The following is a 23,569-nucleotide window of genomic DNA, read 5'->3' as shown; positions in this document are numbered from 1 at the left end:
GCAAAGTCACCTTACCCTACATCCTTGTGGGGTAACACAGCAGAAATGCCAATCAAGCTCTGCCCTAGTACTTACTTAACATAGACACGTTATAATTTTCAGCTTTAATTTCAACCTGATACTTCTTTGCCAATACATCAAGCTCAGCTTGCCATAAGGCTAAATCTTCCATCGTAATGGTATTATCGTCTAGCTGCCACAGTTGGCGAGAGCCTGCGTAGCTATATTGAATTGCTGTCATGGCATCTACATCCCCTTTTTCAGCAGCTTGCTTTAACTTTGCCATTTTTCGGGTGATTTTGTTCAGTGATTGTTTTAAATCCCAAACATAGCTTACTTCGGTCATATATGGGTGTGTTTTATACTTTTTTAGTACCAGACCAATCAGTAAGCAAGTTACAACCACACCGGATAAGTTCCAATGAAAATGGCTGCCATCTGCATCTGGAAACAACTGGATCAGCACTTGTGCAATACCTAAGCTGCCTAAAGTAAGGGCGATAACGCAGGCAACAATGACTTGGTTCAAATGCTTGCGATAACGGGCTTTATCTATCTCTACTAATTTCATAATTTCCTATGGTTTCTCTTACCTAAAGCGACTTTGTTTTGCTGGGGTGCAGTGCATTGTAAACTAGGGTGTCAGGGCGTACCAAGATTCATATCAACAAATTTAAAAAACTTTCACCCTGTTTTACGCCGCCACACGTTTTATCTTTGAAGACAATTATTCGGGGATGAAATGATGACAACACTAATTGAATATTCACAGCCTCACTCAGGTATGAAAAAAATTGCTTTTTCACTGGCCGGTGCCATAGTCGTCACCTTTGCGACCTTCGGTTTTATGCAAAGCTTGGTTTCGCAGGAGTTAACTCGCCCTATTATTGACAAAGCCGTGCTTGACCTTACTATTCAAACGGACAGGCCAGATTCTCCTGTTGAAAAGAGAAAGCCAATTCCACCACCACCAAAACCAATGAAGCAACCAGCACGGCCGGTTGAGAACGTCGTAGAGACTCAGAACACATTGAGTATCAGTACAGAGCCACCAAGTATTGCGCTTGATAAGGTCACCAATACGATGACCTTACAGCTTAACACCGATGGCCAAGCAACTCCTTTGGTCAGAACCAACCCCAGCTACCCACCCGCAGCAGCAAGGGATGGCGTTGAAGGGTGGGTTGAAATGGAATTTGCAATTTCTCCACAAGGTGAGGTTTTTGATGTTAAAGTCACCAATGCGCAACCCAAAAGAATTTTCAATAAAGCGGCTACTAGGGCATTAAAAAAGTGGAAATACAGACCCCTTGTCGTTGATGGCAAACCACAGCCGCAATATGCTCAACGCGTTGTATTGGAATTTACACTGGAACAGTAATATCAACAGTTGGAATAGCCTATGCTGAGTAGCTTAAAACTGTGGCGCACAGGCGCCACCGACAACATCAAGGATCCGCTTTATGAATATACAGCAACAGGTGATATTAAGTATCTAGAGCTGGTTATAGAGCGGTATCATAGTGAGTTATTTCACTTTTTAAAAACACAAACGCAAACCGCAACTGCAGAGGATCTTTGCCAAAAAACCTGGCTCAAAGTCATTGAGAAGCGGCAATACTATCGTCAACAGGGCAGTCCAAAAGCCTACTTGTTTCAAATTGCCCGCAATCTGTTGATTGACTCAATTCGAAGCTCAGCCAAGTTAACGGACTTACCTGATGATAAAAATATACCGACAAACACCAAAGCGCTGTCTGGGCACGCAGAGCAGCGGTGGTTATATCAACAAATCATCACGCTACCTCCGTTGCAGCGCGAATCGCTTAGCTTGCAACTGGCAGGATTCAGCCTAGATGAGATTGCTCAAATTGTTGGAGCACCACAAGAAACGGTAAAGACAAGAATTCGATACGCAAAAGAGGCTATTAAGTCTCAAGTGAGCAGTAACAATGAATAAGTTAGATGATTTTGATAGCAAATTAAAAGACGCTTACCAATCACAGCAAGCGGCTAAGGCCCTCCCAGCAACCTTTCGCATTAAGCTTCGAATGGTGCATTTCTTACATCATTATTTGGGCCGCGTGGAGACTTGGCAATGGAGCGCAGTGACCTGCTCATTGGCCCTATTGTTTACCCTCTGGTATCAGCAACAACCCATGAACTTATCAAACGTCAGCGGTATGAGTGGGCATTTGATAAGCTACGGCGATTTTAAACATATTGAAACCCATGAGCTGAACCAAGGCCAATACCTAGCGCATATCGATGATCAGAAAAAGGTACTGGACGCTCAATTTGAGACCGCTGCACAACATGTGAAAGCACATCGTTATGGTCGCCTAGTGGCGATTAATGACGATGCTTGGCTGATAGAAGAGTGCAATACGCATACGCTAATAGAGCTCAAACAGAGTGTGCTGGCAGCAATGCCAACACCAAAAACAACGTCTGTCGACTTCAATACGCCTGTCATGCTTGCGTTATCAACAGCGCAGCAAGGGCAAATTATTGCAGTTGAAAGCCTAGGGCAAAGCCAGCAGGTGTTAGCTTGCCCTTAGAGCTTATGCCCATTGAATTAATTTAAAATTGAGATAAGCAAGTCAATAACTAACACGCATCAGTTCAAAAGTGCAATACCACTTGTTAGAAATTATTGCTTAATACAATTGGAATTAGATCATCACAAGGCTCGCTATGAAGAAACAAACAATAGCGAGCGCGCCGCCAGCAAGGGCGTAAGGCAGCTGTGTTTTGACATGCGTTAGCAAGTCGCACCCTGAAGCCAACGCCGAGACAGCACTGGTATCAGAAATTGGCGAGCAATGATCACCAAATATACCGCCGCTTAAAATCGCACCAACCACCAATGACGGCGGTAAGCCTAAGGCTTGTATCAGAGGTACTCCAATGGGAATAAGTATGGCGAACGTGCCCCAAGATGTTCCTGTGGTAAACGACATGATAGCTCCAGTAACAAAAAGTACGGGCACAATTAAATATATTGGTAAGTAATCACCAACTAAGGATGCCACGAAGGTCCCTGTACCTAGCTCTTTAAGGCTTGCCCCTAGCGTCAATGAAAGTAAAACAATACTCACAAGCGGTAGCAATTCTCCCATTCCTTTAAAGCCAACATCCATTAGCTCGTGATGGGTAAACCTTTTGCCCGTTAACAGCAACAAATATCCAACTGTGGTGGCAAGAATAGTGGCATATAATACTGATTTTGACCCACTACCATTTGCTAAAACCCCATCGCCAGTCCAAAACATAAACCCAATCATACTGATGATTAAAGTCAGTAGTGGCACTAGCATATAACGAGGTTTAGTTGCAACGGGCCCACTGTCGATTTCTCCGCTGTGGTGCCTAAGCTCAAGCTCTGCCTTCTTCATAGGTCCATGCACTTTATCAAACACAATAGTGTACAACACGATAAGCAATGCAATGATGGCGTAGAAGTTGAACGCCACACTTCCCCATAAAATGCTTACAGGCGACTGCTCTAGTTCATAGTTACTCAACAGGCCCAGAACATACGCCCCCCAACCATTAAGTAAAATCAAAATACAAACCGGTGCACTGGTACTATCAATAATATACGCCAAGCGCGCACGACTCATTTTGAATTTATCAAACAGTCCCCGCGCGACAATACCAGAGGTAAGTACACTCATATTGGACTCAATAAACACGGCTGTTCCTGTGAACATTGTTAAGAGGCCAACTTGCCGTTTGCTTTTTGCGATACCACGATTAAGCAGCATATTCACCGTTGCGGCAACACCTCCCGACTCGCGTATATAAGCAAGTAAAGCGCCAATAACAATACTAAAAATCAATATCCTGCTATTGCCCGCAGAGGTTGCCACCTCAATGATGCGCTCAATACTACCAACAAATGTGCCAGACACCATCGGCTGCTGCCCATGTAAAGCCAGTAGGAATTCAGATGAAACGAGCGCTAGAACCAACGCAACAATTACTTCTTTACGCCAAAAAACGACTGCTATCGCAATCAAGGGCGGTAGGACCGAGTACCAAGCCATATAGTTTAATCAACAAATTCAAAACACTTAGCTTAATTTAAGCGCTTTAAAACACCAAGTCTTTGCGACAAAATTAAACGAAAGGCAACATATATACCCTTTACTGGTACAACGAGTGTGGATTACGCAATTATATTCTATTTTGGTCTATCATAACGTTACATTTGCACCTATAATAAGTACAAATTTAATTAGTTCGGATTGAGTATCGCATGTCTACATTTGTCAAAATAAAAGCACTTCGTCCATCGCTATCAAATAGTGAAGCCAAGCTTGCTGATTTTACTTTAAACTCGGGCGACAAAATCCGTGCGCTATCTTCTGTTGAGCTGGCACGTGAAGCCGGTGTCAGTCAATCTAGCGTCGTCAAGTTTGCTCAAAAACTTGGCTATAAGGGATTTCCAACTTTTAAGCTCGCTGTCGTTGATGCTCTTAATGAGCAGGCGGGTGCCCGTATAACTACGGATGAATTAATATCAAGTAACGACTCTATCGAGTTAATCGCAGATAAACTACAACTAAAGCAGCAAAACGTTATCTCTGAAACTCGAAAGTTAAACACAGCAAAACAATTTGAAAACGCCATTCAATTGATAAAAAGTGCCAGGAAAGTAATTGTGTGTGCGCTAGGCAGCACATTCACTATGGCCCAAGACTTAACTTGGAAACTACAAAAACTCGGGATCCCAGCGATCGCCCAAGTCGATGAAATTAGCGCATCAGGCTATGTCGCAACCATGGGAAAAGATGATTTATTTATTGTACTCAGCAATACAGGCTCCAGTAAGAGTCTACTGACATTAACGAATCAAGCACTTGATAATGGCTGTAAATGCCTTGCGATTTCTCGATATGGTAATCACTCATTGGCGGAGATGGCAGACGCTATCCTTTATTGCATCAATGAAGGTGAGCCACTCAAGCACTCAGGTATGTTGTCACGCACTTCCCAAGCTTATCTTATTGATGTTTTATTCACCGCCCTTGCACAATCAAACTTGCACTGGCAAAAGCGGGTAGATAAGGCTAATGAAAACATGCAACTATTACGCAGCGAGTAATCTTTTCCCTAAACAATACGACAACCAAGCGTTGTCGTATTGTTTAGCATGGCTTCATTACCTTGGGTATAATAAGTATGGTTGTCGCTGCTCAATAAAAAGCTGCACATCTGCTGCCCATATTTTTCTGAGCTCAGCGGCTGATTTACCTGACTCTATGGCTTTGCGAATTTTATCTGTTCCTGCAAGCTTATCCATAAAGTTGGGGGACTGGAAAAATGTTTTATTGTTGCGATTAAATTGCGCATAAGCGGATACAAACCAAGATAGGTCAAAACCTCGCAGCGTACTGCTCCTTAAATCCTGACCATACACAGTTACACCATTGAGCTTTGGATTAGAGGCTGCGCCGCTCACAGGACGTGGCGTAAACTGAAAACCGCCGAGCTTGGGGTTTGCGTAGCCAAACACTTGAAATGGAAACTCAGTTCCACGCCCAACTGAAACGGGAGTCGCTTCAAAAAAGCATAAGGATGGATACAAATAAATAGACTGCTGGTTAGGCAAGTTAGGGCTTGGTGGTATCGGCAAGGTATAGTTTACTTTTCCGTGATAATTCAACATTGGAAATATGCGTAAACTGAGTGAATTCGAGGTATTTAACCACCCTTCTCCTGTTATCATTACTGCCAATTCAGCGACAGTCATACCATGCAATACGGGAATAGGATGCATACCAACAAAGGACTGGAACGGTTTTTCTAAGACGGGACCATCTACATAAGCAATATTTGGATTGGGTCTATCAAACACCCAAAATGCTTTATTCGCTTCCGCCGCGGCTTCCATTGCAAGATGCATAGTACTGATGTAGGTATAAAAGCGTAAGCCAACATCTTGAATATCAAAAATAATAATATCAATATCGTTGAGCTGTTCGAACGTGGGCTTTTTGTTACTGCCATAAAGGGAGATTATCGGCAGCCCTGTCTTCACGTCTTTTGTATCACTTATTTGAGCACCTGCATCATAATTGCCTCGAAAGCCATGCTCTGGTGCAAATACTTTTTTTATATCAACTCCTTTACCCAATAAAAAATCAACAAGGTGCTGATCTGCAACGCGAGAAGTTTGATTGACAATAAGTGCTACTCGTTTACCTTTTAGGGCTGGTAAATACTCCTCAGCTCGCTCGGCACCTAGAGTCAGAGCTTCAAGCATCATTGGTAAAAAACATAAAATAGAGTAGATAATTGCTCTGAGTAATGGAAACATAAAATAGTAATTTGCAAGACAGATGTGGTTAGGTTACCAGCCAAAAGAAAAATGAAAAGCGTTTACGGGCGTATTATTGCCCTTAAAGTCTAAGGGAATGAATGCAGCAACAACTACTCAGTTCACTGTTGCTGACGGGTATCTCGGAATGACTGTGATTGCAAATCAAGTTCAATAACGTTAGTAAGCTTAAATACAGTTAACTATATAAATTCTGCGGCACTTTCAATACATTAATATGTACTGTGACTTCTTCACGGTCGTGATATAAGTGCTTGGCTTGAATTTCATAGTCGACGTTGTACTTTTGCAGCTCTTCGTGGATTAAAGTGAGACACTCGTACACACTATCAAAACGCTTTTTCATTGGTAATTTTAAGTTGAAGATGAGCTCACGGGCGAAGGCATTAACAATCCAGTCCACCATCAGATCGGCAACGCGAGTTGGCTTTTCAACCATGTCGCAAACGAGCCAGTCAATATTGCGCTTTTCTGGGCGATACTTAAAGCCATCTTCACGAAAGTGCTTTACTTGCCCTGTTTCCATCAGGTCGTCATTCATTGGGCCGTTATCAATTGCAGCGACAAACATGCCGCGGCGCACCAACTGATAGGTCCAGCCACCTGGGCAAGCGCCTAGATCGACCGCACGCATACCAGAGCAAACCCGTGTTTCTTGCTGTGCTTTTGGCACAAACACATGAAACGCTTCATCTAACTTGAGAGTCGAGCGACTAGGTGCATCTGCTGGCATTCTGAGGCGCGGGATCCCCATAAAGAAAGGGGAGTTATTATCACTAAACGAATATCCAACATACGCGGTATTGTTGGCTAAAAACAAAACATGTAACACTGGCTTTGTCGGTTTCACTTCGCGAGTTAATTTGTTTTGCTTTTCAAGCGCTTTTGACAACGGCGTAGAAAACTTTTTACAGAATTTAGAGAGTTCTTTTCCTTCGTTGGTATCCGGTGTCTCTACACGTAGCTCACCACATAAAGGAAAATCCTGTACCGCTTCTTTTATCACACTCACACGGTCTTCTATTGGCATGTTTGTTTGTAAGGTGCCAACAAACCACTGTCTGGCAAATACCAGTTTTTTAAAGTCGATTTTCTTTGCCAATGTCTCAGCATCATTTGGCGAAAAGCATTCAAATGTGACAAACGCAGTATTGGGTTTGGCTTTTACATAACCCGCAATACCATGCTTTGCAGCATAATGATTAATTTCGGCGGCGGCATCATTTTCAAAACCACCACGACAATAGATAACAATACTCGACATCAGACTCTCTGTAAGACTTGATTAAAAGGAGGATTTAGCCGCTTGAACGATTAATAACACCCAAGCAATTAAAAAACAGGTACCGCCAATTGGCGTGATAGGCCCAAGCCACTTCATGCCAGTTAAAGCCAGTAAATAAAGGCTACCGCTGAATAACAATACACCAGCGATAAAGAAGCCGCCCGCAAGTTGGGCTTTAAGCCCCCACTTTATTAAAAATGCTGTGACAATAATGGCGAGGCCATGGGTCATTTGATATTGTGCAGCAGTATTAAAAATACCAATGGCATACTCACTTAAGCGGCCTTTGAGACCATGGGCTGCAAATGCCCCAAGTGCCACTGACAGCAAACAAAATACACTACCAATAATAAGATAGAGCTTAGCCATCGAAGCGCTCCTTGATAAAATTTACCGCGATTGCAGCGGCATTAGCGCGACTTTCTGATTCGCTTACGCCACTCACTTTACGTGGCTTTAATGAGTGATCGCCATCTTTCAGCCACTTCACCGTTATTTGCTCAGGGAAGCTCATGGCATCCACTTCGGTTCGGTTACCGAAGGTGTCACGCTCACCTTGTAAAATCAGCATCGGGCACTTCAGCTCAGGAAGGTGATCTACTCTGAGCTTCTCAGGCTTGCCCGGCGGGTGGAATGGATAACCAAACGCCAACACGCCTTGAAGCTTAACGGCTGTCTCACAGGCCAACATCGACGCCATGCGCCCCCCCATTGATTTGCCACCAATAAAAAGCGGGAGTTCAGGGTCGGCTGCCTCTAATACTTGCTCAAAATAAGCTAATAGCTTTGGAGCGCGCTCTGGCGGGCGCTTTTTCCCTTCGCGTTTTGCTTGCTGCATATATTCAAAGTCAAACAAGCCAACTTGAATACCCGCTGCTGCCAACAACTTTGCCATTTCTTGCATAAAGTCACTGTCACTGCCAGCACCAGCACCGTGGGCAAAAATAAACTGTGCAATCGGGGCTTCAGCATAGTGCCATTCAATATTTACTGCGCTCATAAACTATTTAACTCTTGTTCGTGTTCTACCATACCGAGCATCCATTCTTTGAATGAGACAATTTTACCCAGTTCCGATTGTGACTCTCTAAATACCAAGTAATAGGCATTTTTACTTTCAAGGTGATGACTAAATGGAATAACCAATCGACCTGCATCTATATCCGGTCTTGCCAGTACACTATTACCCAGCGCCACACCTTGGCCGTGAATAGCGGCTTGTAATACCATCGAAGAGTGGCTAAATATAGGGCCTGTGTTTACTGCAACATTTCTTACTCCAGCCGTTTTCATCCAAGCTTTCCACGCACGACGAGTGGTATCGTGAAGTAAGGTATGTTGCGCCAGATCGCTTGGCTGGTTGAGTGGCTTTGGACCAGTTAACAAAAACGGGCTACATAGCGGTACTAAATACTCAGTGTGTAATTTGTGAGTTTGTACCCCATTCCAGTTGCCACGACCATAGTAAATCGCCACGTCAACATCATCGGTTAATGAGTTGTCGTCATGGTCCTGTGCTTTGATCCGCACATCAATTTCTGGGTGTAATTCGTTAAAGTTACTGAGCCTTGGTACCAACCATTGAATCGCAAAGCTCGGCGTTAAACTCACCGTGAGTGAGCCTTTCGCCCCTCTTGCCAGTAGCTTTTCAGTAGCATCAATTAACTGCGAAAAAATATCTTTAATATCGAGGTAATAGCCCTGCCCTTCCTCAGTTAACAGGAGTGAGCGGTTTTTGCGTAAAAACAGCTTCAAGCCCAGATGTTCTTCTAAGATTTTAATTTGATGACTCACTGCAGCTTGCGTGACATACAGCTCTTCCGCGGCTTTAGTAAAGCTTAGGTGTCTTGCTGCCGCCTCAAAGGCTTTCAATGCGTTTAATGGTGGAACTCTTCGTGACATTTATTCATGCCTATAAAAAACCCGCGGTCCGCGGGCAAGTAATATACCCAAGCAACCTGCTTAACACCGGTTGCTTGTATATAGATTATAAATCAGCAGCGCTGGTGTCCAGTGGTGCAAAACTCTTAACTAACTCATCTACCGCTTTCATCTGCTGCAAATAGCCTTCAAGTTTAGCCAAAGGTAATGCACAAGGGCCATCGCACTTCGCTTCATTTGGATTAGGGTGCGCTTCGATAAAGAGTCCAGCTAATCCAAGTGCCATGCCACTGCGAGCTAACTCTGCAGCTTGAGCACGACGCCCATCCGCCGAATCACTGCGGCCACCTGGGCGCTGTAGGGCGTGTGTGGCATCAAAGATGACTGGCGCCATGCGCTTCATATCATCCATGCCTAGCATATCAACGATTAGGTTATTGTAACCAAAGCTGCTGCCACGCTCACACAGGATAACTTTATCGTTACCCGCTTCATTGATCTTTTTGATGATGTGGCGCATTTCGTGTGGTGCTAAAAACTGTGGCTTCTTCACATTAATTACCGCACCAGTTTCAGCCATCGCTACAACCAAATCTGTTTGGCGAGCTAAGAAGGCAGGTAATTGAATAACATCGGCCACTTCAGCAACTGGCTTTGCTTGAAACGGTTCATGGACATCCGTGATCACTGGTACATTAAAGGTCTTTTTAATTTCTTCAAAAATCTTTAAGCCCTCTTCCATTCCCGGTCCACGGTAGGAATTTATTGAAGAGCGATTAGCCTTATCAAATGACGCTTTAAAAACGTATGGGATCCCCAGCTTATTGGTAACTTCAACATAGTGTTCAGCAATTTGCATTGCTAAGTCACGAGATTCCAATACATTCATTCCGCCAAATAAAACAAACGGCTTATCGTTAGCAACTTCACGTCCTGCGACGTTAATAATATCAGTATTCATTTTTTATCCTTTAGCTACCGATCACACGGAGTAGTTGTCCGCATAACCAAGCCATATATGTACCAAGGGCATAGCCAAGTACCGCCAACAGTACCCCAACCGGCGCAAGCGCAGGATGGAATGCTGAAGCAACAACCGGGGCAGATGCCGCACCACCAATGTTTGCTTTACTGCCTACCGCAACATAAAACACAGGGGCTTTAATGAGTTTAGCAACAATAAATAACAGTCCAACATGCACTGCCATCCAAATCACACCAATCACGACATACTTAGGCGCTTCTACAATCTTGGTAATATCCATGTGTAAGCCTATCGTCGCGACAAGTATATATAAAAAGCTCGAGCCTATTTTTGACGCGCCAACGGCCTCATACTGGCGAGCCTTGGTGAATGATAAGGCCAATCCAATCGTCGTAACTAATACAATAATCCAAAATAGCTTGCTATGAAGCGAAAATTTCTTTAGTTCTGGATAGTTAGCACTGAAAAATGGCACAAGTAAATCTGCCGCAAAGTGCGCTAAGCCGGTTGCACCAAACGCGAACCCGACTAGGATCATAAAGTCTTTTAGCTCGGGCCGTCTTGCATGCTCGGCCTCAAACGCTTGGACTTTATCAATCAAGCGGTTGATTGAAGAAGTATCAGCTCCCGTTCTAGCGTCGATTTCTTTATTTCGTGCAGCCATATAAAGTAGACATGCCATCCATAAATTCGCCACTACGATGTCAACCGTAACCATAATCGTAAAGATTTCACCACCTGCGCCGTAAATCTCTTTCATTGCAACCATGTTAGCGCCGCCGCCAATCCAGCTACCTGCAAGGGCTGCCATTCCGCGCCATACGGCTTCAGGACCGCTAACGCCGAGTAATTCAGGCATAAAGGTCGCTGTTAATAAGAGCGCAATTGGACCACCAATTACAACCCCCACCGTGCCAGTCAAGAACATGATAATCGCTTTTTTACCCAATGCCGCGATAGACTTAAGATCAATGCTGAGTGTCAGTAACACTAAGCAAGCAGGTAAGAGAAAATATTTTGCCACCGTATAGACGTCATTATTGTTACCATCCACAATGCCAAATGTGTTGAGCAATGACGGCAAGAAATAACACATTAATAGCGCAGGAACATATTTATAGAACTTGGCCCAGAAGCCACTTTTTTGGCTAGATGTGTAAAAAACAAACCCTAGAATAACGGCCAATAGGCCCATGATTACCGCGTTATTGGTAACGAGCGCAGCGCTTTGCTCCATAAATCCTCGCTGTTATTATTTTTAATGCAAAATATTATTATGATCGGCTAATTCTTTGATCTGGTGCTGGATGACTTCGATGGTTGGGTCATCCGGACACTCATCAATAAAAAACTGTAAATCGTCTTTTGCCATTTTTGGGCAGTTCAGCTGGTTCAATAAATAGCCACGGTCACGACGCTCATAAGGATCATCGCCTAAAATATCCATTAACTGCTCTACGCAGCTCAATGCATGACCAAACTTTTCCGCGGCAATGAACGCCCATTTTTGCTGAGACAAATATAGTTTTAACGACTCTTCGTTAAAAATAAGCTCCATAGGCTCTTGGTCTTTGTCTTGATCTTTATCTTTATCTTCGTTTTCAGGGATGACATACCACGTCTGATGTCCCGAGCTTGGCTCTACGACATACCCTTCTTCATCACTGCACGCAACGTGCACTATGATTTCCCCTTGGCTTAATGCAAGGCTGGCATTTAATTGGGCACGCTCGAGCAAGTGCACCAAAATAAGCCCCAATGCAGTGTTTGTCCCACTGCGCATTGAGAGCGCATAACATACACTATTGAGCTTATATTCAGGTACATCTTGACTGCTGCCGCTGAATAGCCACAGGGTGTAAAATGCGTCTAAAATTTCATCCAAACGTTGATCTTTGTTGGCATGCTTTTGGCGGATCTCATCCACTGCAAATTCAAGCTCTGCTAGCTGACACAAAGTTTCATTGGTGTCAGCTTGTGCATCCCAATTTTGCTCAGCCTTGATACAACTTATCAACGGCGGATAGGAAAATGCATCTGAATTGTCATCGAGAGATAAGTCTTTCTCATCTAACCAGATATCATTCTTCATATAATTCGGTTTCTCTTGAATTGCTTTCGTTAAGAACGACTAGTTTACCATTTTTTGTCATATTCCCAATAGGGGTGACGCGGTAATCCTAAAACCAGTCTCACGAAATAATAAAATATTTATAGGATTTAAGCAGATATATGAGCGCTTAGGGTTAACTAAGCGCCTTGATAGCGTTAAGCAAACAAGCCTTGTTTGCTAACAGCAAGATGCGCAATCGCCATTAACACGAGCGTTGCTGCGCCAAGCGCAAGTAGCTTAGTCTTTTTAGCTGTTGCTTTGGCAATCACAAAACCAAGCCCGATATAACCAAATACTAAGATGATTTTTTGCAGTAACCAAGGTTGCTGTCCAGGACTCAACCCAGCCGTAACGGCTAAAATAACCGCGCTAACTAATAGTAAAGTATCGACACTGTGACTGGTGATAAATACACCCTTGTTGGCTGCTAATTTACCAGTATTTAAACGAGAGACCGCACGAGTGTAAAAGAGCACAATACTTAACACCACAAATAACAAGTGGGTGTGTTTTAACGCCATGTAATCCATAAAATTCTCTAATCAGGGAAACGTTGTAATATTGATTCTAACTCATTTAGGCAGCGGTTGAATACATCTACTAATGCAGGGTCGAAGTGTTTGCCTTTTTGCGCTGTGATTTCTTTTTGCGCATCTTCTTTACTCCATGCTTCTTTGTAACAACGCTTGTGGCGCAGCGCATCATACACATCCGCTAGCGCGACGATACGTGCATAAAGGTGAATGTCTTCGCCTTTTTTACCTTTGGGATAGCCGCTACCATCCCACTTTTCATGGTGATCTCGTGCTATTAGCGCCCCGGCACTCACAATTTCACGACGAGAGTCTTTCAGCAATTCAAATCCTTTATCGGTATGCGTTTGCATCACTTTCCATTCTTCGTCGTTAAGTTTGCTTGGTTTATTTAAAATCGCATCTGGGATCCCCACCTTACCCACATCATGAAGGGGCGAGGCCATTTTTACTAATTCGGCTTCTTTGTCTGAGAGTCCAATTTCTTTAGCCAGTACATAGCAAAGATGGGCAACCCGTTTAACGTGGTTTCCGGTGTTTGTTGAATGTAGCTCCAGCGCCTCGCTCAAGCGGATCACTAGCTCTTGTTGAGTGTCTTCTATTTCAGCTTGCAGTTGAACATTTTCGTAAGCTAACTGCATGTTTTGTGCAAATATATCTATGAGGTGCCTTTGTGTTTCGGTTAAAAACTCCGGAATACCAGACACAAACAGCATAGAAGCGTGGTTGTAATCACTTGAGCAGTAAGCAAATAGATAGTTGTCTTTATACACAATATCTTTGTCTTGCAGTGCTTTTAAACACGCGTCCATTTGGTCGGTACTTAACACCTCAGAAATGGGTTTTCCTTCACTGCTTTCAAACTCGCCACGTCCAGCAAACACGATTAACTGCTCATTCGGCTGCCCGGCCTCTTTTCCAGCCGCGAGTGAAGTGGCGTACATCGCTTGGTCTACCGTACCAATTAACGAAGTCAATTGCTGCAAGACTCCTTCGATAAAGCTTTCAATGGAGTGGGTAGCAAAAATATCGCGGGAGGCTTTAATGATTTTCTCAAGCCCCTGCCTTGATTGATCAATGGCAAGAATGTCGCGATATGAGCGCAGGCTAGACATCACCACAGTGAAGAGTTTTTGCGCGGTTAGTTCGGTTTTTGATTTATAGTCATTGATATCGTAATTAACAATAACTTGACGCTCTGGTGCTTGCCCAGGTTGACCAGTTCGTAAAATGATACGAATGTGGTTATTTTTGGCCGTTTCACGAATATACTTCGCTACTTGTAAGCCGGCGTCATCGGTTTCCATGACAACATCGAGTAGCACAACAGCCGCATCAGGATTCGCATCGACAATCTTTTTTGCTTCTTCACCCGAATAAGCGCTAATAAATTCAAGGCGCTTTTTCTGAAACTCAAAATCACTTAATGCCAGTTTGGTCACTGCGTGAACTTCGGGTTCGTCATCAACGATGATCACTTTCCAAGTACCGACCTTTTCAGGTTCAACTACGTCAGCGGGTTCGTCTGAAAACAAAAAATCATCCATATTGCGGATCCTATTGAAGCGCCTAACTCTTGTGTGGGTTCATGGCTTTAGGGCAGCATTGCCAAAGTCACTCTATCACACCCTGCCATATCTTTTATTGTAAGTATATTAATATACGCCATTTCTGCAAAAAACTGTTGGATCTTCTCCGCTTGTTCATAGCCATGTTCAAGCAGTAAATAACCCCCCTGATTTAAATGCTGTTTAGCCATGGTGATAATATGAAAAATATCAGCATAGCCGTGGTCATCAGCAACCAGTGCACTAAGCGGCTCAAATCTTACATCGCCTTGTGATAAATGATGGTCTTGCTCGTCAATATAAGGCGGATTACTTACGATTAAATCAAACCGCTGCTTTGCTAAGGCACTGAACCAATCGCTTTGCAAAATCGTTACATTATCAAACCCTAGTTGGGCTTGGTTTGCCTGAGCTAAGACGACAGCCTCAGCAGAAGCGTCTACTGCTGTGATTTGCCAAGTGGGGAATTCACTTGCCAGTGCCAAAGCAATTGCACCAGTGCCTGTGCCTAAGTCTAGCACTTTTGCGTCATTTGGCATGGCAAGAGTGAGTACATGTTCAACTAACGTTTCAGTATCAGGTCTTGGGATCAGCGTGCTGTTGTTAACTTTAAGCGGCAAACTCCAAAATTCTCTCTGACCGGTGATATGTGCAACAGGCTCGCCTTTTACTCGACGTGCGACATGTTCATTGAATAACATTTGTTGCGTTTTAGTCAGTTCAGCTTCGGGCCAAGTAAACAGATAGGTGCGATTTTTTTCAATCACATGAAGCAGCAGTACTTCACTGTCTAGTTTTGCCGATTCTGAATACGGCTTAAGTTGGGAGGTTGCCCAAGCAATAGCTTGGGCAATGGTGAGCGTGGACATTAATCGCCTTCACTCATCGCAGCTAGTAGATCTGCTTGATATTCAATTACCAGCGGATCGATAACCGCACCGAGTTCGCCCGACATTACTTCATTTAAACGATATAGCGTTAAATTGATACGGTGATCGGTAATACGCCCCTGAGGAAAGTTGTAGGTACGGATACGCTCAGAACGATCGCCGCTACCGACTAAGTTACGGCGCTCAGATGCTTCTGCTGCTGCACGCTTTTCGTCTTCTGCTTGTTGTAAACGCGCGCCTAGTACAGATAATGCCTTGGCTTTATTCTTATGCTGTGAACGTTCGTCCTGACACTCTACTACCACACCGGTAGGCAAGTGAGTAATACGGATTGCAGAATCGGTTTTGTTGACGTGCTGACCACCGGCCCCCGATGCACGGAAGGTATCAATTTTCAGCTCCGACGGATTGATTTCAATGGCTTCGGCTTCAGGGATTTCAGCCATCACGGCCACTGTACACGCTGAGGTATGAACACGACCTTGAGACTCTGTCTCAGGAACACGCTGTACTCGGTGTGCTCCTGACTCAAACTTCAGCTTACCATATACGCCATCGCCACTGATATTAGCGATTACTTCTTTATATCCGCCGTGTTCACCTTCGTTGGCGCTCACCACTTCCACTCGCCATTTTTGGGTTTCTGCATAGCGGCTATACATACGGAATAAGTCACCCGCGAAAATCGCAGCTTCATCACCACCGGTTCCGGCACGTACCTCTAAGAACACGTTATTGTCATCTTTTGGATCTTTAGGCAGCATCAATACTTGAAGGTCATCTTCAAGTGCAGCGATGGCAGCTTTGGCTTCTTTGTACTCTTCCTGCGCCATTTCTCGCATATCTGGATCTGAGTCTTTTAGCATTTCTTCCGCAGTTGCGACGTCTTCTTGGGCCTGCTGATAGGCTGTAAACGCTTTAACTACGTCTTCTAATTCAGAAAACTCTTTTGATAAGGCGCGAAAGCGGTTCTGATCGCTAATTACCTCAGGTGAGCTTAGCATGGCTTGCACTTCTTCATAGCGCTCTACTAAGGTTTCTAACTTACGATATACAGACTCTTTCATTAACTGTTATTCCTGCTCAATTCCTAATGTTTGCTTGAGTTGCGCTAACTTGTCGATATTGCCCTCGCGCGCGGCCTCTTGGATGGCGCGTGTAGGTGCATGGGTTAGCCGGTTACTCAGCTTATTTGCTAATTCAATAATTATTTTATCTGCGTCTTTGCCCGATTGTAGCTGATTTAAGGCTTTCTCGACGAGCTCATTTTTTATTTCTTGTGCGCTTTGACGATACTGCCTAATGACATCGACGGAATGTAAAGAACGCTGCCACTCAGAAAACTCTTGCGTTCGCGCATCAATAATTTGTTGCGCCTCGACGGCGGCCTGCTCTCGGCTAGCCAAGTTTTCGTTGACTATTGCTTGTAGATCATCAACCGAGTAAAGGTAGGCGGCATCTAGCTCTGCCACTTGACTCTCTATATCTCGCGGCACTGCGATATCAATAAATAGCATAGGTTTATGACGGCGCTTTTTGAGTGCTTGCTCAACCACCCCTTTGCCAATAATTGGCAATGTACTTGCCGTAGAACTAATCACAATATCGGCATCTGGCAATGCGTCTGGTAATTGTGCCAAAGAAATAACACTGCCACCGACTTCTTTTGCTAAGTTTTGCGCGCGCTCTATGGTGCGGTTGGCAACGGTAATTGATTTAGGGTTGTGCTGCGATAAATGTTTCGCAACGAGCTCAATTGTCTCACCCGCACCGATAAGTAACACTTGGGTTTTGTCGAGCTGACCATAAATGTGCTTTGCCAAATTTACAGCGGCATAAGCAACAGAGACAGCGCTGGCGCCAATGTCGGTTTCTGTTCGCACCTGTTTTGCTACAGAGAAAGTCTTCTGAAACAATCGCTCAAAGGTAGGCTGAATGGCTTGATGCTGCTTTGCCGTACTGAACGCCTGTTTTATTTGACCGAGAATTTGTGGCTCACCCAATACCAAAGAATCCAGTCCACAGGCCACCCGCATCAAGTGATTAACCGCATCTTGATTCATATGTACATAGACATTTTCGGTTAAGTCTTGTTGTTCTATGTTATGAAACTCAGACAGCCAACCGAGTAATGCTTGGGGATCAGCAGACTCAAGGCTACAATAGATTTCGGTTCGATTGCAGGTCGACACAATCACAGATTCTTTAAACTGCGAAGAATGTTGGAGTTGGTGCAATGCTTCTGTAAGCTGTTCTGGAGAAAACGCAACTTTTTCACGTAATTCTACAGACGCGGTTTTATGATTGATGCCAAGTGCGATGATGGTCATAGATGCCAGTGTTGCTCGAGCCCTGCTTTAAAGCCGGCAATTTTACCAAAAATCAATCGAATATGGAAAGTAAGGAAAAGCCTTTGAGACAACTTCATTTGATTTTACTCATGTTTTTATTAATTTTAACCGGTTGTGCGCAGCAATTACCCAAGCAAAACGTAGCACAAAACTGGCAATCTAAGCTAAAACAACAAAAAAATTGGCAAGCAAGAGGCAAACTTGCCTTTATTGCGCCAGATAATCGCCAGTCAGCAAACTTTAATTGGTATTTGCAAGAAGATAAGCAAAATCTAATTTTAACTAGCTTTGTTGGTACGCGTATTTTTGAGCTAGAAGAGCTCGATACACATTCACAGCTTACTTTTGAAGATAACGTCCACAAAGGTATGGACAGCAGCGATCTAGTAAAGCGCCTAAGCGGTCTATCGCTCCCTGTTAATCAAGCACCACAATGGTTAACTGGGCTGGTTGATGCTCCTGCCAGTAAACTTGATGACCTAGGTAGGGTAAGCAGCACTCAATGGCAAAGCCCGTCGGGCCGAGTGTGGCAAATTACTTATCAACAATATAAAATGCAGGACGGCATGTGGCTGCCCAGCCGTATGAAACTCTCATCGACCAATATTGAGGTCAAAGTATTAATTACTTCATGGCAGTTTAAATGAAGACATTGACGCTAAGCGCTCCGGCAAAGTTAAACCTATTTTTGCACATCAATGGCCGTCGAGCTGACGGCTATCACGAACTCGAAACCCTGTTCACATTTTTAGATTTTGGTGATGAACTTACTTTTTCTCTTATTGAAAATAGTGACCAAATCACAGTAACAGGCGACACTTCAGGTATTCCCCTTGAAGACAACCTCATTTATAAGGCTGCTAAACTACTTGCGTCTTATAAAAAAATAAATGTGGGCGTTGAAATTCACCTGACTAAAAATTTGCCAATGGGGGGGGGGGTTGGTGGAGGCTCGTCTGATGCAGCTACAACCCTCTTGGCATTAAATATATTATGGCGATGCCAGCTGACTATTGAAGAACTTGCAAAAATTGGATTGCAGTTGGGCGCGGATGTGCCTGTATTCGTCGAAGGTAAAACGGCTGTCGCACACGGTGTAGGAGAGCAGTTGGAGCCAATGGATATTGCGCAAAAGTGGTATTTGGTTGTCGCACCACCTGTACATGTAAGTACTGCGTTAGTCTTTACTCACCCCGACTTACCACGCAATACACCTAAGCTTGAAAATGGCTGGAAACTCTCTGAAACAGGTAACGACTGTCAAACTCTTGTCAAAAAGCTTTACCCCGAGGTTGAAAAGACCCTCTCGTGGTTGCTAAAATATGCACCAACCAAAATGACTGGTACTGGAGCTTGTTGTTTCGCGGAATTCGAAAATCGTGAGGCAGCGCTGCGTGTGCTCGAGTCTCTACCTTCATCTTGGCAGGGCTTTATTGCCCAAAATACAAGTGAGTCAATTTGTCATAGACAATTGCGCGCTTGGCAAAACTAGAAGTAAATCGTTTAAGTTAGCTTGTTTTGACTTTTTTATTTCATGGTCATTGCATGTTAGTCCAAAAAATTCAGTGCCTGAGGAACCCTACCGTGCCCGACATGAAGCTCTTCGCTGGTAACGCAACACCTGAGCTAGCTCAAAAAGTTGCAAAACGTTTGTTTATTGAGTTAGGTGATGCCGTTGTTGGCCGTTTTAGCGACGGTGAAATTAGCGTTCAAATCAACGAAAACGTTCGTGGTTCAGATGTATTCATCATCCAATCTACATGTGCTCCTACAAATGATAATTTAATGGAGTTAATCGTCATGGTTGATGCGCTACGTCGTGCATCTGCTGGTCGTATCACAGCCGTTATTCCTTATTTCGGTTATGCACGTCAAGACCGCCGTGTGCGTTCTGCTCGTGTTCCAATTACTGCTAAAGTTGTTGCAGACTTCCTTTCAAGCGTTGGTGTTGACCGTGTTCTTACCGTTGACCTACACGCAGAACAAATCCAAGGCTTCTTTGACGTGCCTGTAGACAATGTGTTCGGTAGCCCAGTGCTAATCGAAGACATGAAAGAGCGTCAATTTGAAGATGTAGTAGTTGTATCTCCAGATATTGGCGGTGTTGTTCGCGCTCGTGCGATCGCAAAACTATTAGATGATAAAGATCTTGCTATCATTGATAAGCGTCGTCCACAAGCAAACGTGTCTCAAGTGATGCACATTATTGGTGATGTTGCAGGCCGTGACTGTATCATCGTTGATGATATGATCGACACTGGTGGTACATTATGTAAGGCAGCGGCTGCATTAAAAGAGCATGGCGCAAAACGCGTATTTGCTTATGCAACGCACCCTGTACTTTCGGGCAATGCTGCAGAAAATTTACGTAACTCTGTCATTGATGAAGTGATTGTAACGGATTCAATTCCGCTTTCTGACGAGTTGAAAGCGCTTGATAACATTAAAGTATTGACGCTAGCAGATATGATGGCTGAAACCATCCGTCGTATTAGCAATGAAGAGTCAATTTCTGCGATGTTTCAACACTAATCAGTCAATTTGACGATTAGCCAAAAAGCACCTCTGGTGCTTTTTTTGTTTTATAGGTTTCTTTGTAGGGGCGTTAGTGTTATATTGGCGCGCCTTTTTTAGGCAGGGAGCTTGGTCGCGAGCTTTCTGACACATTAACTTAATTATTTTGGAGACATCCATGTCTGACTACAAACTAGACGCTGAAGTACGTTCTGACCTAGGTACTGGTGCGAGCCGCCGCCTACGTCGCGCTGATAAAGTTCCTGCAATCCTTTACGGTGCAGGTAAAGAAGCTGTTTCACTAACTTTGGACCACAACAAAGTATTGAAAGCGCAAGAAGACGAAGGTTTCTACACTCACATCCTAACGCTAAACATTGGCGGTGAGTCTGTTGAAGCAATTCTTAAAGATATCCAACGTCACCCGTACAAGCCTAAGCTTACTCACTTAGACTTCCAACGCGTTGATGCTAGCCAAAAGCTACACACTAAGGTTCCTGTTCACTTCATCAACGAAGAGAAAGCAACTAAAGGTGGCAACACTATCGTTCACCAACTAACTGAAATTGAAATCACTTGTCTTCCTGCAAGACTTCCTGAGTTCATCGAAGTTGACGTAGCAACACTAGCTGTTGGCGAAACTCTACACCTATCTGATATCAAACTTCCAGCTGGCGTTGTTTCAGTTGAGCTTGCTAAAGGTGCAGATCACGACCAAGCAGTTGTTTCAGTAAACGCTCCTAAAGCAGCTCCTGCTGAAGAGTCTACTGAAGACGCAGCTGAGTAATTATTCAGGTGTTAGCACCTTGAATAATATTCAAATGCTTGTGGGCCTGGCAAATCCAGGCCCCGAATACGCAAACACCCGTCATAATGCTGGCGCTTGGTTTATCGAAGAACTAGCCAGAAGATACAACTGCCTCCTAAAACCAGACTCTAAGCACCACGGCCTTACAGGTAAAGTGCTCATCAATAACCAAGAGTTTAAGTTGCTGATCCCTACTACTTATATGAATTTAAGTGGTAAAGCGGTTTCCAGTCTTGCCAATTTTTATAAAATCCCCGTCGAGAACATTCTCGTTGCTCATGATGAAATGGATCTCGAACCTGGCATCGCCAAGCTTAAAAAAGGCGGCGGCCATGGTGGTCATAATGGCTTAAAAGACATCATCGCAAAAATGGCAAACAACAAAGAGTTTATGCGACTACGCGTTGGAATTGGTCACCCCGGTCATCGAGACAAGGTAACTGGTTGGGTTTTAGGCAAAGCCCCACAAGCGGATCAAGAAAAAATTGATGCTGCTGTTGATGAAGCGGTCAGATGTATGGAAATACTCGCAAAAGACGGTGTGTTAAAGGCGCAAAATAGACTACATTCATTTAAACCGTAACAGTTCACTGCTGCGATTGATTGAGTAATACCTAAGCTTCTCGGTTCGTATATGCGAATTTGAGATAATACGGTAGAAATTTAGGAATAAACACTATGGGTTTTAAATGTGGCATTGTTGGTTTACCTAACGTAGGTAAATCTACTTTATTTAATGCGTTGACTAAAGCGGGCATTGAGGCCGCAAACTTTCCTTTTTGTACTATCGAACCGAATACCGGTGTAGTACCTGTACCAGATGCTCGTCTTGACCAGCTAGCTGAAATCGTCAACCCTCAGCGTACCATCCCGACTTCTATGGAATTCGTGGATATTGCCGGTTTGGTAAAAGGTGCATCTAAAGGTGAAGGTTTAGGTAACCAGTTTTTAGCAAACATCCGTGAAACCGACGCTATCGGTCACGTTGTGCGCTGTTTCGAGAACGAAAATATCGTACACGTTTCTGGTCAAATTGACCCAGCTGAAGATATTGATGTTATCAATACTGAATTGGTCCTTGCGGATATGGATACAGCTGACCGTGCTGTATTACGTAACGCTAAAAAAGCCAAAGGTGGTGACAAAGACGCTAAGTTCGAGCTTGTAGTACTGGAAAAAGTAAAAGCACACTTAGATGAAGGCTTAACCCTTCGTTCTTTAGAGCTTAATAAAGAAGAAGCGGCTGCAATAAGCTACTTAAACTTTTTGACTATCAAGCCAACCATGTATATTGCAAACGTTAATGAAGACGGTTTTGAAAATAACCCATTCCTTGACAAAGTGCGTGAAATTGCTGCGGCTGAAGACGCCGTTGTCATTCCTGTATGTGCTGCGATTGAAGCTGAACTGTCTGAGCTTGATGAAGAAGACAAGAAAGAGTTTATGGACGACTTAGGCCTTGACGAGCCTGGTCTTAACCGCGTTATCCGTGGTGGTTATGAACTATTGAAGCTGCAAACTTACTTCACAGCTGGTGTTAAAGAAGTACGTGCATGGACTATCCCTGTCGGTGCAACAGCACCACAAGCGGCAGGTAAGATCCACACTGACTTCGAGCGTGGCTTTATCCGTGCACAAACTATCGGTTTTGATGACTACATCGAGTTCCGTGGTGAGTCTGGTGCAAAAGACGCAGGTAAAATGCGTCAAGAAGGTAAAGAGTACATCGTAAAAGATGGCGATGTGATGAACTTCTTGTTCAACGTATAATCGTTTTAACGACACGATATACCACTAAAAGGAGCTTCGGCTCCTTTTTTGTTTCCCAAACCAGACAAATTAACTTGAGCTCAGGGTAACTCGCCAAATAAACGCCTTATTCTTCAAGCCTGTGATAGAGTGTGCAAGACTAAAAACTCATCAACATTGTTAAAAATTTGCAATTGCCCTATAGGATTTGATATAAAAACAGGCCGTTTCGCTTAATTTATCTGCAAACAAACTGTGTTAGCAGATTTTTTGCAAAAAAGGTGTTGACGGCTTGGGGGCATATACGCATAATACGCCCCGCATCAGCGATGATGAGAAGTTAAAGAGATGGCTATGTAGCTCAGCTGGTTAGAGCACATCACTCATAATGATGGGGTCCCCTGTTCAAATCAGGGCATAGCCACCATACTTTAACTACTACCAAAACTCATCGAGCTAGCAAAAAAATGTGCGGAAGTATCGGAATTGGCAGTTGTCTTGATATAGACGCTGGATTTAGGTTCCAATAACTAATGCAAAAAA

At 43.8% G+C, this 23,569-nt stretch carries 25 protein-coding genes and 1 tRNA gene; 11 read left to right on the top strand and 15 right to left on the bottom strand.

What is annotated here, in order from left to right:
- Positions 1-64: 64 nt before the first annotated feature.
- Positions 65-571, bottom strand: a complete 507-nt coding sequence (locus CEX98_RS14535) for a DUF3087 domain-containing protein (protein ID WP_099642774.1) — start codon at positions 569-571, stop codon at positions 65-67.
- 171 nt (positions 572-742) lie between these two features.
- On the opposite strand from CEX98_RS14535, the gene CEX98_RS14530 reads away from it, so the two are divergent.
- Genes CEX98_RS14530 through CEX98_RS14520 form a run of 3 tightly spaced genes read left to right on the top strand, consistent with a single transcriptional unit; the run spans position 743 to position 2,561 of the window.
- Positions 743-1,381 (top strand): energy transducer TonB, encoded by a 639-nt coding sequence (locus CEX98_RS14530; RefSeq protein ID WP_242441714.1) that lies wholly within the window; start codon positions 743-745, stop codon positions 1,379-1,381.
- Positions 1,382-1,402: 21 nt separating this feature from the next.
- Positions 1,403-1,960, top strand: a complete 558-nt coding sequence (locus CEX98_RS14525) for a sigma-70 family RNA polymerase sigma factor (RefSeq protein ID WP_099642772.1) — start codon at positions 1,403-1,405, stop codon at positions 1,958-1,960.
- Positions 1,953-2,561, top strand: coding sequence for a hypothetical protein (locus CEX98_RS14520; RefSeq protein WP_099642771.1), 609 nt, complete (start codon positions 1,953-1,955; stop codon positions 2,559-2,561). The genes CEX98_RS14525 and CEX98_RS14520 overlap by 8 nt, the downstream gene beginning before the upstream one ends.
- Positions 2,562-2,675: 114 nt before the next feature.
- On the opposite strand, the gene CEX98_RS14515 is transcribed toward CEX98_RS14520, so the two are convergent.
- Positions 2,676-4,052 (bottom strand): Na+/H+ antiporter NhaC family protein, encoded by a 1,377-nt coding sequence (locus CEX98_RS14515; RefSeq protein ID WP_099642770.1) that lies wholly within the window; start codon positions 4,050-4,052, stop codon positions 2,676-2,678.
- Positions 4,053-4,264: 212 nt separating this feature from the next.
- Between CEX98_RS14515 and CEX98_RS14510 the strand changes: the two genes are divergently transcribed.
- Positions 4,265-5,113, top strand: coding sequence for a MurR/RpiR family transcriptional regulator (locus CEX98_RS14510; RefSeq protein ID WP_099642769.1), 849 nt, complete (start codon positions 4,265-4,267; stop codon positions 5,111-5,113).
- Positions 5,114-5,170: 57 nt separating this feature from the next.
- Here CEX98_RS14510 and CEX98_RS14505 read toward each other — a convergent pair whose 3' ends face one another.
- The 13 genes from CEX98_RS14505 to hemA all read right to left on the bottom strand — a co-directional run bounded on the left by CEX98_RS14505 (position 5,171) and on the right by hemA (position 17,934).
- Positions 5,171-6,277, bottom strand: coding sequence for an exo-beta-N-acetylmuramidase NamZ family protein (locus CEX98_RS14505; protein WP_242441713.1), 1,107 nt, complete (start codon positions 6,275-6,277; stop codon positions 5,171-5,173).
- Between the two features lie 250 nt (positions 6,278-6,527).
- On the bottom strand, positions 6,528-7,613 hold the full coding sequence (gene rlmM, locus CEX98_RS14500; protein WP_099642767.1) for a 23S rRNA (cytidine(2498)-2'-O)-methyltransferase RlmM: 1,086 nt from the start codon (positions 7,611-7,613) through the stop codon (positions 6,528-6,530).
- Between the two features lie 21 nt (positions 7,614-7,634).
- Positions 7,635-8,003, bottom strand: a complete 369-nt coding sequence (locus tag CEX98_RS14495; protein ID WP_099642766.1) for a DUF423 domain-containing protein — start codon at positions 8,001-8,003, stop codon at positions 7,635-7,637.
- On the bottom strand, positions 7,996-8,634 hold the full coding sequence (locus tag CEX98_RS14490; RefSeq protein WP_099642765.1) for an alpha/beta fold hydrolase: 639 nt from the start codon (positions 8,632-8,634) through the stop codon (positions 7,996-7,998). The genes CEX98_RS14495 and CEX98_RS14490 overlap by 8 nt, the downstream gene beginning before the upstream one ends.
- On the bottom strand, positions 8,631-9,536 hold the full coding sequence (locus tag CEX98_RS14485; protein WP_088531408.1) for a transcriptional regulator GcvA: 906 nt from the start codon (positions 9,534-9,536) through the stop codon (positions 8,631-8,633). The genes CEX98_RS14490 and CEX98_RS14485 overlap by 4 nt, the downstream gene beginning before the upstream one ends.
- An 85-nt stretch (positions 9,537-9,621) precedes the next feature.
- Positions 9,622-10,476 (bottom strand): 3-deoxy-8-phosphooctulonate synthase, encoded by an 855-nt coding sequence (gene kdsA, locus CEX98_RS14480; RefSeq protein WP_088531409.1) that lies wholly within the window; start codon positions 10,474-10,476, stop codon positions 9,622-9,624.
- Positions 10,477-10,486: 10 nt separating this feature from the next.
- A complete protein-coding gene (locus tag CEX98_RS14475; protein WP_099642764.1) occupies positions 10,487-11,737 on the bottom strand; it encodes a DUF819 domain-containing protein in 1,251 nt (416 codons plus the stop codon).
- Positions 11,738-11,758: 21 nt separating this feature from the next.
- A complete protein-coding gene (locus CEX98_RS14470; RefSeq protein ID WP_099642763.1) occupies positions 11,759-12,592 on the bottom strand; it encodes a tetratricopeptide repeat protein in 834 nt (277 codons plus the stop codon).
- A 176-nt stretch (positions 12,593-12,768) separates the two neighbouring features.
- A complete protein-coding gene (locus CEX98_RS14465; protein WP_099642762.1) occupies positions 12,769-13,143 on the bottom strand; it encodes a SirB2 family protein in 375 nt (124 codons plus the stop codon).
- Between the two features lie 8 nt (positions 13,144-13,151).
- Entirely contained in the window at positions 13,152-14,693 is a 1,542-nt protein-coding gene (locus CEX98_RS14460) for a DUF3369 domain-containing protein (RefSeq protein ID WP_099642761.1), read from the bottom strand.
- A gap of 47 nt (positions 14,694-14,740) precedes the next feature.
- Complete coding sequence (prmC, locus tag CEX98_RS14455; RefSeq protein WP_099642760.1) at positions 14,741-15,583, bottom strand: peptide chain release factor N(5)-glutamine methyltransferase; 843 nt, start codon at positions 15,581-15,583, stop codon at positions 14,741-14,743.
- Positions 15,583-16,671, bottom strand: coding sequence for a peptide chain release factor 1 (gene prfA, locus CEX98_RS14450; protein WP_099642759.1), 1,089 nt, complete (start codon positions 16,669-16,671; stop codon positions 15,583-15,585). The genes prmC and prfA overlap by 1 nt, the downstream gene beginning before the upstream one ends.
- 6 nt (positions 16,672-16,677) lie before the next feature.
- A complete protein-coding gene (hemA, locus tag CEX98_RS14445; RefSeq protein WP_099642758.1) occupies positions 16,678-17,934 on the bottom strand; it encodes a glutamyl-tRNA reductase in 1,257 nt (418 codons plus the stop codon).
- Positions 17,935-18,017: 83 nt separating this feature from the next.
- Here hemA and lolB point away from each other — a divergent pair, with 83 nt between their 5' ends.
- From lolB to CEX98_RS14410, 7 genes are all read left to right on the top strand, one after another.
- Positions 18,018-18,602, top strand: coding sequence for a lipoprotein insertase outer membrane protein LolB (lolB, locus tag CEX98_RS14440; RefSeq protein ID WP_172439778.1), 585 nt, complete (start codon positions 18,018-18,020; stop codon positions 18,600-18,602).
- Positions 18,599-19,447, top strand: a complete 849-nt coding sequence (gene ispE / locus CEX98_RS14435) for a 4-(cytidine 5'-diphospho)-2-C-methyl-D-erythritol kinase (protein ID WP_099642756.1) — start codon at positions 18,599-18,601, stop codon at positions 19,445-19,447. Before lolB ends, ispE begins: the two co-directional genes overlap by 4 nt.
- Before the next feature lie 92 nt (positions 19,448-19,539).
- Positions 19,540-20,487, top strand: a complete 948-nt coding sequence (locus CEX98_RS14430; protein WP_099642755.1) for a ribose-phosphate pyrophosphokinase — start codon at positions 19,540-19,542, stop codon at positions 20,485-20,487.
- A gap of 160 nt (positions 20,488-20,647) precedes the next feature.
- Positions 20,648-21,256 carry a 50S ribosomal protein L25/general stress protein Ctc gene (locus CEX98_RS14425; RefSeq protein WP_099642754.1) on the top strand — a complete coding sequence of 203 codons (609 nt, stop codon included), beginning with the start codon at positions 20,648-20,650 and terminating at the stop codon, positions 21,254-21,256.
- A 19-nt stretch (positions 21,257-21,275) separates the two neighbouring features.
- Positions 21,276-21,860, top strand: coding sequence for an aminoacyl-tRNA hydrolase (pth, locus tag CEX98_RS14420; protein ID WP_099642753.1), 585 nt, complete (start codon positions 21,276-21,278; stop codon positions 21,858-21,860).
- Between the two features lie 95 nt (positions 21,861-21,955).
- Positions 21,956-23,047, top strand: a complete 1,092-nt coding sequence (gene ychF, locus CEX98_RS14415; RefSeq protein ID WP_099642752.1) for a redox-regulated ATPase YchF — start codon at positions 21,956-21,958, stop codon at positions 23,045-23,047.
- Positions 23,048-23,376: 329 nt separating this feature from the next.
- Positions 23,377-23,453, top strand: a tRNA-Met gene (locus CEX98_RS14410).
- Positions 23,454-23,569: the final 116 nt, after the last annotated feature.

This window comes from Pseudoalteromonas piscicida (assembly GCF_002744175.1).
GTDB lineage: Bacteria > Pseudomonadota > Gammaproteobacteria > Enterobacterales > Alteromonadaceae > Pseudoalteromonas > Pseudoalteromonas piscicida_B.
The sequence above is the reverse complement of the archived record's forward strand: the minus strand, read 5'-3'. Positions and strand labels throughout refer to the sequence as shown.